13 protein-coding genes are annotated in these 14,267 nt (G+C 74.8%); 6 read left to right on the top strand and 7 right to left on the bottom strand.

Annotation, left to right across the window (positions count from 1 at the left end; translation table 11 throughout):
* Positions 1-193: 193 nt before the first annotated feature.
* Positions 194-2,200 carry a hypothetical protein gene (locus tag WD794_10600; GenBank protein ID MEX2290760.1) on the top strand — a complete coding sequence of 669 codons (2,007 nt, stop codon included), beginning with the start codon at positions 194-196 and terminating at the stop codon, positions 2,198-2,200.
* Between the two features lie 127 nt (positions 2,201-2,327).
* Positions 2,328-2,624, top strand: coding sequence for a DUF4229 domain-containing protein (locus WD794_10595; GenBank protein MEX2290759.1), 297 nt, complete (start codon positions 2,328-2,330; stop codon positions 2,622-2,624).
* A 169-nt stretch (positions 2,625-2,793) separates the two neighbouring features.
* Here the strand turns inward: WD794_10595 and WD794_10590 are convergent, their stop codons facing one another.
* Positions 2,794-3,531: a M15 family metallopeptidase gene (locus tag WD794_10590; protein MEX2290758.1), complete on the bottom strand. Its 738-nt coding sequence runs from the start codon at positions 3,529-3,531 to the stop codon at positions 2,794-2,796.
* 8 nt (positions 3,532-3,539) lie between these two features.
* The gene (locus WD794_10585; protein ID MEX2290757.1) at positions 3,540-4,427 is read right to left on the bottom strand and encodes a sucrase ferredoxin; all 888 of its coding nucleotides are present in this window, start codon (positions 4,425-4,427) and stop codon (positions 3,540-3,542) included.
* Between the two features lie 90 nt (positions 4,428-4,517).
* Between WD794_10585 and WD794_10580 the strand changes: the two genes are divergently transcribed.
* Positions 4,518-5,768: an isochorismate synthase gene (locus tag WD794_10580; protein MEX2290756.1), complete on the top strand. Its 1,251-nt coding sequence runs from the start codon at positions 4,518-4,520 to the stop codon at positions 5,766-5,768.
* Here WD794_10580 and menD read toward each other — a convergent pair.
* Both menD and WD794_10570 read right to left on the bottom strand, forming a co-directional pair.
* A complete protein-coding gene (menD, locus tag WD794_10575; protein MEX2290755.1) occupies positions 5,765-7,411 on the bottom strand; it encodes a 2-succinyl-5-enolpyruvyl-6-hydroxy-3-cyclohexene-1-carboxylic-acid synthase in 1,647 nt (548 codons plus the stop codon). The genes WD794_10580 and menD overlap by 4 nt on opposite strands.
* Positions 7,408-8,427, bottom strand: a complete 1,020-nt coding sequence (locus WD794_10570; protein MEX2290754.1) for an o-succinylbenzoate synthase — start codon at positions 8,425-8,427, stop codon at positions 7,408-7,410. Before WD794_10570 ends, menD begins: the two co-directional genes overlap by 4 nt.
* 35 nt (positions 8,428-8,462) lie before the next feature.
* On the opposite strand from WD794_10570, the gene WD794_10565 reads away from it, so the two are divergent.
* The 3 genes from WD794_10565 (at position 8,463) to WD794_10555 (ending at position 11,497) form a co-directional block, all read left to right on the top strand.
* Complete coding sequence (locus tag WD794_10565; protein MEX2290753.1) at positions 8,463-9,383, top strand: 1,4-dihydroxy-2-naphthoyl-CoA synthase; 921 nt, start codon at positions 8,463-8,465, stop codon at positions 9,381-9,383.
* A gap of 88 nt (positions 9,384-9,471) precedes the next feature.
* On the top strand, positions 9,472-10,578 hold the full coding sequence (gene menE / locus WD794_10560) for an o-succinylbenzoate--CoA ligase (GenBank protein MEX2290752.1): 1,107 nt from the start codon (positions 9,472-9,474) through the stop codon (positions 10,576-10,578).
* A gap of 34 nt (positions 10,579-10,612) precedes the next feature.
* The gene (locus tag WD794_10555; GenBank protein ID MEX2290751.1) at positions 10,613-11,497 is read left to right on the top strand and encodes a 1,4-dihydroxy-2-naphthoate polyprenyltransferase; all 885 of its coding nucleotides are present in this window, start codon (positions 10,613-10,615) and stop codon (positions 11,495-11,497) included.
* Positions 11,498-11,724: 227 nt separating this feature from the next.
* Here the strand turns inward: WD794_10555 and WD794_10550 are convergent, their stop codons facing one another.
* The 3 genes from WD794_10550 to WD794_10540 form a co-directional block, all read right to left on the bottom strand.
* A complete protein-coding gene (locus WD794_10550) occupies positions 11,725-12,144 on the bottom strand; it encodes a hypothetical protein (GenBank protein MEX2290750.1) in 420 nt (139 codons plus the stop codon).
* 709 nt (positions 12,145-12,853) lie between these two features.
* On the bottom strand, positions 12,854-14,044 hold the full coding sequence (locus WD794_10545; GenBank protein ID MEX2290749.1) for a cupin domain-containing protein: 1,191 nt from the start codon (positions 14,042-14,044) through the stop codon (positions 12,854-12,856).
* 5 nt (positions 14,045-14,049) lie between these two features.
* Positions 14,050-14,256 carry a hypothetical protein gene (locus tag WD794_10540; protein ID MEX2290748.1) on the bottom strand — a complete coding sequence of 69 codons (207 nt, stop codon included), beginning with the start codon at positions 14,254-14,256 and terminating at the stop codon, positions 14,050-14,052.
* Positions 14,257-14,267 lie beyond the last annotated feature (11 nt).

Raw genomic sequence — 14,267 nt, 5'->3', positions numbered from 1 at the left:
CTCCAACGACGGAAGCAGGCACCGGTGACGCACCGTCAGGAATCGGGCAGCACTGCACTACCCGTCACGCATCGTGACGGGTAGTGCACAGATGGTTCTTATAGGCCATGGTCACGCCGCCGTGCCTGCCCGATGCTCGAACTAGTCACCGGTGGCCCCGCCGGTCCACCCCCGTCGGCTCCTGGAGATCCCCGTGCGTCCGTCACCGCTACTGTCCGCCGCCGCTGTCGCGGCTCTGTTCGCCGCCGTCGCCGGACCGGCGACCGCAGCCACGTCCCCCTCGCCTGCCAGAGGCATCGCCAGCTCATCGGTCACGCTGCTCTCGGTCGCCGCCGGCGGGCACACCGTCAGCGCCGGCGGGCTCGAGCTGCTGAGCGACATGCTCGGCAGCCGGAGCGCCGCGAAGATCCTGCTCACCCCGCTGAGCGTGGACGGCACGACGTACGGTCAGCAGACCGTCACGCCGGCCGAGTCGCCGCAGAGCAGCCCGTCGGTCGGCACCAGCACCGTCGCGCCTGCCCTGTCCGGCGTGATCGGCCTGAGCAGCCCGGTCCTGCAGGCCTCCGCCGCGGACGCCGACGGCGAGCCCAGTACCTCGGCCGGTGCCTCCTCGCTCGGCGGCCTGGAGATCCTCGGCCTGCCCGTCGCCCTCGACGGCGAGCTGCAGGTCGGCTCCGCCGTCACCAAGCTCGGCGGCGCGGCCGGCGAGAAGACGGTCGTGGTGAAAGACCTTGCGCTGCCCAGCATCGCCGACCTGCTCGCCGCCCTCGGCCTGGACCTGAAGGCGCTGCCGATCGGCGTGCTGACCGAGCTGCTCACCGAGCTCGACCTGGTGACCCCCGCCGTCGAGGCCGCGGACAAGGCGCTGCGTGAGGCGACCGCCGAGATCCAGGCGCAGATCGACGCCGCGCAGGCCGAGGTCGACAAGGCGGCCGCCGCGTTGGCCGCCGAGACCGACAAGCTGGCGGGCAAGAACAGCGAACTCGCGGCAGCGGAGCAGGAGCTGGCGACCCGGACGGCTGACCTGCAGCCGCTCGAGGACACACTGACTGCCGAGCAGGGGCGGCTCGCCGAGGCGCAGGCCGTGCAGGCGGAGGCGAAGGCCGACTACGACAGCGCCTACGCAACGGTGAAGGCTGCCGCGGACCTGCTGGGTCTGAGCGTCAGCGACTTCGTCGCCGCCAACAGCACCCTCGACATCGTGCAGGCGCTCGCCGCCGCGTCCAGCTCGCTCGACGCCGCCGACGCCGCCGTCACCTCGGCCGATGCCGCTGTTGCCAAGGCCACCAGCGACCTGGCTGCGGCTCAGTCGCTCGTCGACGCGGCTCAGGCCGCGGTCGATCTGCTCGAGGCAGCCATCGCCACCCTCCAGGCCACGATCGACCGGCTGCAGAAGGTCCTCGACGACGCCATCGCCGCCCTGCGGGAGCTGCTCAAGGATGTTCAGTCCGAGATCGACGCGCTGCTCGCCGCCGTCCTGGCGGTGCTCGACGGCACGCCGCTCGTCAGCTTCGACAGCCTCTCGGTCCTCACCCAGGCGACCGCCACCTCCAACAAGGAGGGCGGCCAGTCCGCCCAGGTGATCGGTGGCGAGCTGGCCGGCCTGCGGGTGCTGGGCACCGATGTCCTGGACGACGTCCTGAACACCGGCTCGGTCGACCTGCTCGACCTGACCGGCACCCAGCTGGAGGCGATCAACGACCTGATCGGTGACCTGACCGGCACGCTGTCCGGCGTCCTGTCGACGGTGCCGCAGTTCCCGACCCTGTCGATCCCGGCTCCACAGGTCGCCCTGCTCACCAGCTCCACCGGCACCGGCGTCAGCGACGGCTTCGGCACCGCCGCGACCACCGTCCGGGGTCTGTCGATCGCGCTCCCGTCGGTGCGGATCCCGACCGCCCTCGCCCTGCCCGACGCGGCCGAGCTGCCTGCTCTGCAGGGGATCGCGCAGGTTGCCGGGCTGCTGACGAGCGCCCCGGTGCAGATCGACCTGGCAACCCTGACCAGCAACGCCCGCTTCGCCCCGGCCGTCACGGCCGCCGGCACCCCGGCCGCCGGCACCCCGGTGGCCGGCACCCCGGTGGCCGGCCCCCAGCTGCCGCGTACCGGCGTCAGCCAGGCGCTCGCGGTCCTCGGCACCGTCCTGCTCGGCGCGGCGTACGCCGTTCGCCGCCGGCGTGCCGGCGAGCTCGTCGACTGACCCGCCCCACCCGGCCACGGCGCCGTCGCACCTGCCCCTCGGCCGGTTGCGGCGGCGCCGTCGCCGTGCGCGGGTGCACCCGGGTCGTCGCCTCGAGTACAACCCCATCGGCCGTAGCCTGGAGCCCATGTCCGAGACGCCGTCCGCCCCCCGCCCCGGCCGCGCCTTCGCCGTCTACTCCGTGCTGCGGCTGGCGCTGCTCGTCGTCGTGTTCGTCGTGCTGCGGCTGATCGTCGGGGACGGCAACGACCTGCTCGTGGCAGGGGCGGCCGTCCTGCTCTCGGCGCTGCTCAGCCTGGTGCTGCTGCGCCCGCAGCGCCAGGCGTTCACCATGGCATCGCTGGCCCGCGCGGAGCAGCGCCGGGAGGTCAAGGCGGCCCGCCGGGCGCGGCTCGAGGAACCCGGGGCCGGGTCGCCCGAGTAGCCCGGGCCGCCCGGGTAGCCCGACGTCACGTAGCGGGGGACCCGCGCCTCTCCCGCTCCGGAGACGTGTGTGCTGTCGGGGGGTGTGCACCACAGGTCAAGAATCTGGAGATCATGACCTGTGCTGTACCTCTGCTGCGCAGCACATGTCGATGCGCGGGGACAGCGATCTACCGGCCGGACAGCGAGAAGTGCTGGTAGTCCTTCAGTGTCCGGAAGTCCCCACCCCACGCCCAGCCGGCTGCGGCGAAGGCGCGCACCACGACGTCGTCGGCCACGACCATCCCCGGCCGCACCCGGCTGCGGTCGAGGTAGGCGCGGCCCGCCTCGGGCTCGACGGTGGTGCCGCGCACGTAGGGGTTCTGGACCGGGTTGACGTCCAGCGCCGTGCCGTAGGCGTGCTCGGAGAAGCCGCCCCCGCCGGTGGTGGTCCGGCAGTTGTAGGCCGAGGTGTTGTTGGCGTCCATCGACCGGGCGTCGTCCCCGTCGTACTGCTCGACCGTCACCATCTGCTGCACCGGGAAGTGCGCGTCGTACATCTGCCGGAAGATCTCGACGACGGCCGTCGCCTGCGTGCGGTGCACCACCAGCTCCCCGAGGTGCGGCCGGCCGTCGAAGCCCAGGTGGGTCACCTCGACCAGCCGCAGGTCGGTGACGGCGACCGGGCAGCCGGCGCGATGCGAGCTGCCGAGCCGCGCTGCGGTCACCGGCGCGACGCTCCAGCGGAACTCGCCCCGCCCGGTGTGCCGGAACGGGCCGCGCTGCGGCAGCACCGGCCGGCTGCTCTCCAGGGTGGCCGCGGCCGCCCGCTCGACCGACACCGTGTCCGGTGCCGTCCCGCAGCCGGCGGTCAGCAGAACGGCGGTCAGCAGAGCGGCGGTGAGGACGGCACGGGCCCGGCGCGACATGCTGCCCACTATGACAGCGACACCAGGCGGAACAGCGGCACGATCTTGGCCTGCTCCGCGTCGCAGGTGAGCAGGTGCCGCGCCCCGTCGCCGCGTCGGTCATAGCGGACCACCACCTCGACGCCGGGCACCTCGACGCCGGGCGGGGCCAGTCGCACCCGCCACACCTCCGCGCCCACCGCGACCTGCTCGACCGGCCTCAGGTCTGCGGTTCCCCACCGTCCCAGCGCCTCCCGGGCAAAGGCCTGCGCCGCCTGCACCGGCAGCGGCAGGCTGGCGCGTCCCCGCACCTGTCCCGGGGGCAGCAGGCCGGCCGCCAGGTCCTCGACCACGCGTACGACGTCGGCTGCGGCCAGCCGGCCGAGGTAGAGCCCTTCGGGCAGCACCAGGAGGTTGGCCGCGAAGCGGTCACCGCCGACGTGGGAGCACTCCCAGGTGCGGTCGGGGTGCCGCCGCGAGAGCGCCTGCGCGACCGGCCGGCCGCGCAGGGCGCAGCAGCGGTCATGCCGCCCGTGCGTGCACACCAGGTAGAGCGGCCCGTCGTACGGACGCCACTGCGGGTCCCCGTCCCACCCCAGGCGCAGCAGCTCGTCGTCATCGTGGACGGTGCGCGCGAGCACCTGCTCGTGGCCGGGCCGGCTGTCGACGGCGAAGGCCCGGCGGCCGGGACCGGCGGCGATCCCGGACGGCCGGCGGAGCATCAGCAGCCGGGCGTCGGCAGCCGCGGCGGCTCGTGCCAGGGAGCGGGCCACGGCGGCGGGCAGCCGGCTGCTCGGAACCGGCTGCGGCCCCCACGCCCCGCGGTGCTCCACGAGCAGCCAGCGCTCGACCCGGCTGGCGGTCGCCGTCAGTGGCTCCTCGCGCGCCCGCGAGTCGGCCGAGCACCACTGCGTCATCCGCTGCACCGTACGGCTTCCGCGACCGCTGCCGGGATCCCACCTGTCCGGTGCAGATGCGAGCGGTACGGGGGGTGCCTACCCTGGAGTGTGCTCACCGCGTCGACGCTGTCCCTGCTCACGGTCTGCACCGTGCGCATCGACGCGCCGTCGGAGGGTGACGGCGGGCTGCTCGACCTGCTGCCCGAACACGGCGCGCTGGCCTGGGTCCAGGAGGGCGAGGGGCTGGTGGGCTGGGGCGAGACCGCGCGTCACGAGCTGGCCGGCGCCGACCGGTTCGGCCGGGCGCAGGCCTGGTGGGACGCCCTGGTCGCGCGAACGGCGGTCACCGATGAGGTGGGCCTGCCCGGCACCGGCCTGGTCGCCTTCGGATCGTTCGCCTTCGACCCTGCTGCGGGCTCCTCCGTCCTCGTGGTGCCGGAGGTCGTGGTCGGCCACCGGGACGGCACCTGGTGGCTCACCACGATCGGCGGCGCCCGACCCGAGCTGCCGGCCCGCAGCGCCGCCCGCCCGCCGTCGTCGGTGGTCTTTGCCGACGGCACGGTCACCGGGACTCAGTGGATGGCGACGGTCGAGCAGGCCGTCGGCCGGATCGTGGCCGGCGAGCTGGACAAGGTGGTGCTGGCCCGCGACCTCGAGGCTCGCGCGGACGAGCCGGTGGACCTGCGCTGGCCGCTGCGGCAGCTCGCCCGGGACTACCCCAGCTGCTGGGCGTTCGCCGTCGACGGGCTGCTCGGGGCCACCCCGGAGATGCTGGTCCGGCTCCGCGACGGCGTCGCGACCTCGCGGGTCCTGGCCGGGACGCTGCGCCGCACCGGCGACGCCAACGAGGACAGCCGGCGCGGCGCCGCGCTGGGCCGCTCGATCAAGGACGTCGAGGAGCACGGCTACGGCGTGCGCTCGGTGGTCGACGCGCTCGCGCTGCACTGCGCGAGCGTGCAGGTGCCGCCGGCACCGTTCGTGCTCGAGCTGCGCAATGTCATGCACCTGGCCACCGACGTGCGGGGGGTGGTGTCCGACGGCGCCACCGCGCTCCAACTGGTCGCGTCGCTGCACCCCAGTGCGGCCGTCTGCGGCAGCCCCACGGAGGTCGCGCTCGAGCTCATCCGTGCCGCCGAGGAGCTGGATCGCGGCCGTTACGCCGGGCCGGTGGGCTGGCTGGACGCCGGCGGCGACGGGGAGTGGGGCCTGGCCCTGCGCTGCGCCGAGGTCGACCGGCAGGACCCGCGACGGCTGCGGCTGTTCGCCGGCTGCGGGATCGTCGCCGGGTCGCAGCCGCTGCACGAGCTGGCCGAGAGCAACGCCAAGCTGGTCCCCATGCGCGACGCGCTGCAGGATTAGAGGGCGGCCGCCACCGCGGCCCGCAGGGCCCGGTCCAGCGCGACGGCTGCGGTGCGGTCGGTCCGTACCTCGACGACCCTGAGCCCACCGGCGGTCAGCGCCGCGCGCAGCTGCGTCCGGGTCGAGGCGAGGGAGTACGGCGTACGGGTCGCGGCACACAGCGCCTGCAGGTCGACCCCGTGCGGGGTGCCGAAGACGCGTTCGAACGCGGCCGCGTGCTCGGGGGTGCCCTGCTCGAGCAGGCCGAAGATGGCGCCGCCGTCGTTGTTCACCACCACGATCGTCAGGTCCGGCCGCGGCTCGGCCGGCCCGAGCACCAGGCCGTTCGCGTCGTGCAGGAAGGTCAGGTCGCCGAACAGTGCCAGCGTCCGGCCGCCGTGTGCGAGTGCTGCGCCGACGGCGGTCGAGACGGTGCCGTCGATTCCCGCGGCGCCGCGGTTGGCCAGCACCCGCAGCCCCTCGCGCCCGCCGGCCAGGAACAGGTCGCGCACCGGCTTGGAGGACCCGACGACCAGGAGCCCGCCCGCTGCGGCGACGACCTCGGCCGCCACGCCCGGCTCCGAGAGCTCCAGGCCCGCGAGGACCTCATCGACGGCTCGGCGGGCCGCCCGCCCCGCCGCCCGCCACTGCTGCAGCCAGCCGTCCTCGACGGCCCCGTCCGGCGCCGGGACCGCAGGCAACACGCGAGCGGCGCGACGGGCCGGGTCGGACCACTGGCCGTGCGCGCCGACGACGTCGGCCGGTGCGGCGCCGGTCAGCCGGGCGACCACCCGGCTCAGCGTCGGCCGGCCGACGACGAGCACCCGGTCGGGCGGGTGCGCGGCCAGCCACCCGTCGGCGGCCAGCACCAGCTCGGCGGCCGGCACCACCTCGTCGGACACGGCACCGCTGGACGGCTCGGCCACGACCGGGAAGCCGCGGGCGGCGGCCAGCCGCAGGGCCGCCGCCGTGAGTTCGCGGCTGCAGTCGCCGAGCACCACGACGGTCCGGGGCGGGAGGTCGTCGGCGGGTGGGAGCACCTGCGCCGGCACCCGCGCGGTCCACGCGGCGCCGTCCGGCCGGCCGTCCAGCGGCTCCACCCAGTCACCGTTCTCGGGGACGAGCGGCTCGCGCAGCCCGAGGTTCAGGTGCACCGGGCCGGCTGCGGTGCCCAGGTCGCCGCACGCGGCGGCCAGCGCACGGCAGGCCAGCGCCCGCCAGTAGGCGTTCTGACCGGCGCGCGACTCCGGCGTGCCGACGTCCGCGAACAGCCGCACCGCCCCGCCGTACAGCCCGATCTGGTCGACCGTCTGGTTCGCTCCGGTCCCGCGCAGCTCCGGCGGTCGATCGGCGGTCAGCACCAGCAGCGGCACCTCGGCGTGCGCGGCCTCCAGCACGGCCGGGTGCAGGTTCGCCGTGGCCGTTCCGCTGGTGGTCGCCACCGGCACCGGGCGCCCCGAGGCCTTGGCCAGCCCCAGCGCGAGGAAGCCCGCGGAGCGTTCGTCGATCCGTACGTGCAGCCGCAGCCGGCCGGCGCGGTCGGCGTCGTGCAGGGCGAAGGCCAGCGGGGCGCTGCGCGAGCCGGGCGACAGCACCGCCTCCCGCACTCCGCCCCGCACCAGCTCGTCGACGAGCACCCTCGCGAGGGCGGTCGAGGGATTCATCCCGCCCACTGTCCCCGAGCCTCGTCCGCTGCTCCCCGCGCGGTGCCCGTCGCCAGCAGTCGCGCGCAGCGCGTGAGCCGGCCCTGCCACAGCTGCTGCCGCTCGGGAGGCGCGGCGTGCCGCTGCAGCAGCGCGGGATCCGGCGCCACGGTCCCGACGGTGATCGCGCCGGCGCGCCCGTCGAGGGAGTCGCGGACGACGTCGCCGGCCAGCAGGCTGGTCGTGGCGAGGCCGCAGGCGTACGGCAGGTCCGGCAGCGCGGCGGCCAGCGCCACGCCGGCGGCGATGCCGATCGAGGTGTCGAGGGCGCTGGAGACCACCACCGGCAGGCCGCACTCCTGGGCGATACGCAGCGCGGGCCGCACGCCCCCGAGCGGGGCGACCTTCAGGACGATCACGTCGGCGGCTTCGAGGCGGGCGACGCGGAGGGGGTCCTGCGCCTTGCGCACGCTCTCGTCGGCGGCGACCAGCACGTCGACGCCCGCCCGGGCGAGGGCGACCCGCAGCAGGGCGAGGTCCTCGACCGTTGCGCAGGGCTGCTCGACGTACTCGAGGTCGTACGGTGCGAGCGCGGCCACGGCCCAGCGTGCGTCCGTCAGCGACCAGGCGCCGTTGGCATCGACGCGGAGCCGGCCCGCAGGCCCCAGGGCCTCCCGCACCGCAGCCACCCGGTCGACGTCGTCGCGCAGCGACTGACCCGGCTGCGCAACCTTCACCTTGGCGGTCGTGCAGCCGGGGAAGCGGGCCAGCACCGCGCCCACCTCGGCGGCCGGGACGGCCGGCACCGTCGCATTGACCGCCACGGCCGACCGCAGGGGCGCAGGCCAGCCCCGCTCCGCCGCCTCCACGGCCGCGGCCAGCCACCGGGCCGCCTCCGCGTCGTCGTACTCGAGGAAGGGCGAGAACTCGCCCCACCCGGCCGCGCCGCGCAGCAGCAGCGCCTCGCGGTGCAGGACGCCGCGGAAGGGGACGCGCAGGGGGATCGAGACGACGTGGACCTCCGTCGGGGCGAGCAACCGGCCTCCCCTCGTCGACGTCCTAGTCTCGGCGCGTGACCGCCACTGTTTCAGAGCTGTTCGATCCCGGTGCATGGCGGGAGGTGCCCGGGTTCGACCTGGAGGACGTCACCTACCACCGGCACACCGCGCCCGGCCGCGACGGCATGATCGTCCGGATCGCCTTCGACCGGCCCGAGGTGCGCAACGCGTTCCGGCCCCGCACCGTCGACGAGCTCTACCGCACTCTCGACCACGCCCGGATGTCGGCCGACGTCGGCTGCATCCTGCTGACGGGGAACGGGCCGTCACCGAAGGACGGCGTCTGGTCGTTCTGCTCCGGCGGGGACCAGCGGATCCGTGGGCGCTCGGGCTACCAGTACGCCAGCGGCGACACGGCCGACACCGTGGACGCGGCCCGGGCCGGGCGGTTGCACATCCTCGAAGTGCAGCGGCTGATCCGCACCATGCCGAAGGTCGTTCTCTGCGTCGTCCCCGGTTGGGCGGCCGGTGGCGGGCACAGCCTGCACGTCGTCTGCGACCTGACTCTGGCCAGCGCCGAGCACGCCTGCTTCAAGCAGACGGATGCCGACGTGGGCAGCTTCGACGCCGGCTACGGCTCGGCCTACCTCGCCCGGCAGGTCGGCCAGAAGTTCGCCCGGGAGATCTTCTTCCTCGGTGGAGAGCACAGCGCGCAGGACGCCCACCGGATGGGCATGGTCAACCAGGTCGTGCCGCACGCCGAGCTCGAGCGCACGGCGGTCGAGTGGGCCCAGCAGATCTGCCGCAAGAGCCCGACGTCGCAGCGGATGTTGAAGTTCGCCTTCAACGCGGTGGACGACGGCATGGCCGGCCAGCAGGTCTTCGCCGGCGAAGCCACCCGACTGGCCTACATGACCGACGAGGCCGTGGAGGGGCGCGACGCCTTCCTCGACAAGCGCGACCCCGACTGGGCCCCCTACCCGTACTACTTCTGATGCGGCTGCTCCCGTGGTTGCTCCCGTGGTTGCTCCCGTGGGTCCTCCTGCGGGGCCTCCCGCGGATGCTCCTGGCGGAGGGCGCCTAGTGCGCCGGCTGCTTGCTGCGCCGGCCACCCTCCAGCGGCTGGCGGCCGCCCTCGACGGCACCGGCCCCGCGCTGCTGCCGTCGACCGACCCGCGGGTGCTCGCCACGCTCCGGCCGGACGAGCCGCTCGAGCACGACGACGTCGCGCTGGTGGTGCCGACCTCGGGCTCGACGGGCGAGCCGAAGGGCGTCCTGCTCACCACGGACAACCTGGCCGCCTCGGCCGCGGCGACGGCCGAGCACCTCGGCGGACCTGGCTGCTGGCTGCTCGCCCTCCCGACGACGCATGTCGGCGGACTGCAGGTACTGGTCCGCTCGCTGCTCGCCGGCACCACGCCCGTGATCCTGGACGGACCGACCACGGTCCCGTCGTTCGAGACAGCGACCGCCCGCCTGACCGGTCACCGGCGTTACGTCTCCCTGGTCCCGACCCAGCTGTCCCGGCTCGTCGACAGCCCGGCACTGCGGGACTACGACGCGGTGCTGCTCGGCGGTGCCGCGGTCCCGCCCGCACTGCTGGACCGGGCGAGGGCGGCCGGCGTGCGGGTCGTGACGACGTACGGCATGTCCGAGACCAGCGGCGGCTGTGTCTACGACGGAGTGCCGCTGCCGGGGGTGACGGTCGAGATCGGCGGGATCCGACCGTCCGGACCGGTCGCCGACCGGATCCGACTGTCCGGACCGGTCGTCGCCCGCGGCTACCGGCTGCGTCCCGACCTGACGGCAGCGGCCTTCACCGGCGACACGTTCACGACGGCCGACGTCGGCGAGCTGGCCTCCGACGGGCGGCTGTTCGTGCTCGGCCGGGCCGACGACGTCATCGTCACCGGCGGGGAGAAGGTGGCCCCGGCCACTGTCGAGGCGGCGCTGGCCGAGCACCCGGCGGTGGCCGAGGTTGCTGTGATCGGCTGTCCGGACCCCGAGTGGGGCGCGCACATACTCGCGGCCGTCGTGCTTCGTCCGGGGGCCTCGCTGACGCTCGAGCAGGCCCGCGATCACGTCGCGACGCGACTGTCGCGGGTGGCCGCTCCGCGCCGGTTGCGGGTGGTGGACGTGCTGCCGCTGCTGCCCTCCGGCAAGATCGACCGGAGCAGGTTGGCCCGGTGACGTCGCCCGTGCTGGTGGCGGGGAGGCTGGCTCGGTGACATCCGCTGCGCACTGGCTGCAGGGCGCGCGGCCCCGTACTCTCCCGGCCGCCCTCGCGCCGGTGCTCGTCGGCTCCGGGGCCGCCGATCTGGCCGGGTCCTTCCGTCCGGTGCGGGCGCTACTCGCTCTCGTCGTCGCGCTCGCGTTGCAGGTGGCGGTGAACTACGCGAACGACTACAGCGACGGGGTCCGCGGCACCGACGACGACCGGGTGGGGCCGCTCCGGCTGGTGGGCTCCGGCGTCGCGCCACCGCAGGCGGTCAAGGCAGTGGCGGTCGCCTGCTTCGCGGTCGCGGCCACCGCCGGGCTGGTCTTGGCGTTCCTCACGACGCTGTGGCTGTTGCCGCTCGGCCTGTTGATGATCGCCGCGGCCTGGGGCTACACCGGCACGGCCTCGCCGTACGGCTACCACGGCTTCGGCGAGGTGTCGGTCTTTGTCTTCTTCGGGCTGGTGGCCGTGCTCGGCACGACCTTCGTGCAGGCGGAACGGTTCATCCTCGCGTCGCTGCTGGGTGGCGTCGCCTGTGGGGCGCTGGCCTGCGCGATCCTCGTGACCAACAACCTGCGTGACATCCCGACCGACGCGGCCGCCGGCAAGCGCACCCTCGCGGTACGGCTCGGCGACCGCCGGACCCGCCTGCTCTACCTCGCGCTGGTGGTCCTCGCCTTCGCCGTACTGCCGGCACTGGCGCTGGTGACGCCCTGGGCGCTGCTCGCGTTGCTGGCGCTGCCGCTGGCGGTCAGCCCAGTCCGGCGGGTACGCGACGGCGTCACCGGCCGCGACCTCGTCCCGGTCCTCGCCGGCACGGGGCGGCTCCAACTGGCCTACGCCGCGCTCCTGGCGATCGGACTTGCCCTCGCGCCCACCGTCGGACGCTGAGGCACTGAGGCACTGAGGCACTGAGGCACTGAGGGGGAATGTGCGGCAGCATGGGATGTCCCGGCGCGGGCGGCACATATTCGATGTGCGCGTCGCGGTGACTGTCCGGCCTGGTCGACAACCTGGTCTGGCATCGCCTGCTTGGACCTGTGCCTGCCCGCGAGTCGGACGCGGCCGGCCGTAGGGGCCGAGCCGAACGGCTGGGCCCGAGCGTCCGGCCGGGCGGCTCAGTAGCGCGGCCGCCCGGGGCGTCGGGAGGCATTGCGCGCGGGAAGACCCTGCCGGAGCAGCGCCTCGTCCAGGGTGGCGGGGGCTCCCAGACGCCAGCCTCGACTGTCCTCCGACGCGACCAGTGCCGCACCACGACCGCCCCAGGTCAGGGTCATCGCCAGATCTCGCACCTCCCGGTCCTCGTCCGGGTCGCGGTGTGCAGGCAGCCGGCGTCCGCCCGCGTCGCGCGGCCCCTCGTGGGCCAGCAGCCGGACGCTGGTCAGCAACTGCGGCCAGCGCTCGGCGTGACCGTCGGACACGAGGGCGGCCGGCGTGGGCACGAAGGCTTGTGCCGCCCGCGACCGGATCGTCGCAAGCGCCAGGCACACTGCGACCAGCCCGGAGGCTTTCACCTGGCCACGGACGTCGGGCGCCACGGGCACCCGCGGCAGGGGGAGGGGACCCCGCGTCACGGCGTACGGCACCCAAACGCCCACGGCCGCCGCGCCCGTCAGGAGACGAGGTGCCTCTCGGCACGCCGCGAGCGTGACCGGCACCTGCTCCCCGAGCGCGGCACATGCCCGTTGCGTCAGGCTCTGATGCAGATGACGACGCACTGCTTGCTCTCCCGGTGGCTCCGGTACGCGGTCGATCAGGCGTAGGTCGAACGCCAGCTCGGACAGCACCTCGTCCAGACGGTCGGCGCCCAGGGCGGAACGGCCGCTCTCCCAGCCGGCCCACGTACTGCGCGGCACCTGGCACCGCAGAGCCGCCGCCCGGATGGACAATCCGTGACGTCGTCGAGCATCGCGGAGAAGGTCGGGAATGCGCATGGCCATGAGCCTGCCGCGGATCGGGCTGGTCCGTCCGTGCTTGCGATGCTGCTGTGGACAAGGGTAGGCACGCCGCCAGACACCCGCGTGTCGGTACGCGCCGGGTGGCCGGCACGGCCGGACAGTCACCGCGGCGGGCCCAACGACTTTCCCCGGAGCCCCCGGAGCCCCCGGAGCCCCCGGAGCCCCCGGTGGCCGGCACGGCCGGCACGGCCGGACAGTCACCGCGGCGGGCCCAACGACTATGGCCGCCCGGACCGGTCGCCAGCTCCGGCTCCGAGGCCAGCTCCGGCTCCGCGCCCCCGCCACCCACTCAGCCCGGCCGGACGATCCCCTCGCGCAGCATCCGGCGACAGAGGACCAGCGCGCTGTCCGCATCGAGCCCCGGCAGCTCCGCCGGCGTCGACGGCCGCGCCAACAGCCGGCGCAGCGCCGGCAGGGTGAAGGCGGGCAGCGTCAGCGTCCGCCCGGGCGCCGTCAGCACCGCCGACCCGTCCGCGACGCGCAGCGCCGGCGCGTGCCCCGCCGGGGGCCGCTGCGGGGTGGGCGGCTCCAGGGCGCGCTCGGCCGCGGCGGTCGCCAGCAGGCTGACCGGCTCCACCGGCACCGAGCGGGCCAGCCGGTCGGCGACCGCCTGCCCGACCTCCTCGACCGGCAGCTGCTCCAGCCACTGCGCGGCCCGGCGCAGGAAGGCCGGCAGCAGCTCGCCGACCTGCGCGGCCGGCTGCACCGGCAGCGCCTCGCGGAAGGTCTGCTCACGGCCGGCGAGCGCGACGGCGTCGGTCAGGACGTCGTACCAGGTCGTGGACAGCACGCCGACGGTCAGGTGCACCGAGTCGACGTCGGTCGTCAGCGCCGCATGGACGTAGCCGCGGGGCAGGTACAGGGCGTCGCCGGCCTCCAGCTCGACGTCCAGCAGCGGCTCGGCGCCCTCGGGGACGAGGTGCGCGCCCGCCTGCGGTTGTGAGGACAGCGGCAGCCGGACGACCGGTTCGTGCACCACCCAGCGCTTGCGACCGCTGACCTGCAGGACGAACACGTCGTGGGTGTCGTGGTGGAAGTCGAAGCCCTGGTGCTGCCCCCCGGGCGTGAGGTAGGCGTTGCACTGCGTCGGATGGCCGAGCTCGCCGGCCAGGTCACGGCAGAACCGCGCGACCGGCGGGTGCAGGCGATGTACCGCCTGGAGCACCAGGGTCGCGCCGTCGGCGTACTGCGCGGCCAGCGCCTCGGGATCGACCAGGTCGCCGAGGCGTCGGGCCCCGGCGGTCACCGTGCGGGTGGGTGCCGGCAGGCCGGCACCCTCGCGCACGGTACGGAAGAACGGCGAGCGCAGCGCGCGCTCCGCGACCAGTTCGTCGACGTCGTCAGCCGAGAGCAGGTCGTCGAAGTTCCGTGGTAGCTGCTTCGCGCGCGTCAACAGCGGCGCACGCGACCAGTGCTCGGTCGCGAAGACGTCGGCCCCGACGCAGGTGCAGCGGGCCAGAGCCGACCCCGGCGCGGACACCGACCTCAGCTGTCGGAGGAGTCCGCGTCGCCCTTGTCGCTCTGGTCGGCGTCGCCCCTGTCGCTCTGGTCGGCGTCCCCACCGGCCGAGTCGGTGCCGGCCGGGTCGACACCCGCCGGGTCGGCTCCCGGACTGTCGCTCTGGTCGGCGTCGCCGCCGGGGAGGGCGTTGGTGACGGTGGTGGTGATGTCCTCATCACGAAGCGTGGTCAAGACGGACCTCC

It is taken from the genome of Mycobacteriales bacterium (genome assembly GCA_040902655.1).
Taxonomy (GTDB): Bacteria; Actinomycetota; Actinomycetes; order Mycobacteriales; family SCTD01; genus SCTD01.
This window is presented reverse-complemented; position numbering and strand designations above follow the sequence as displayed.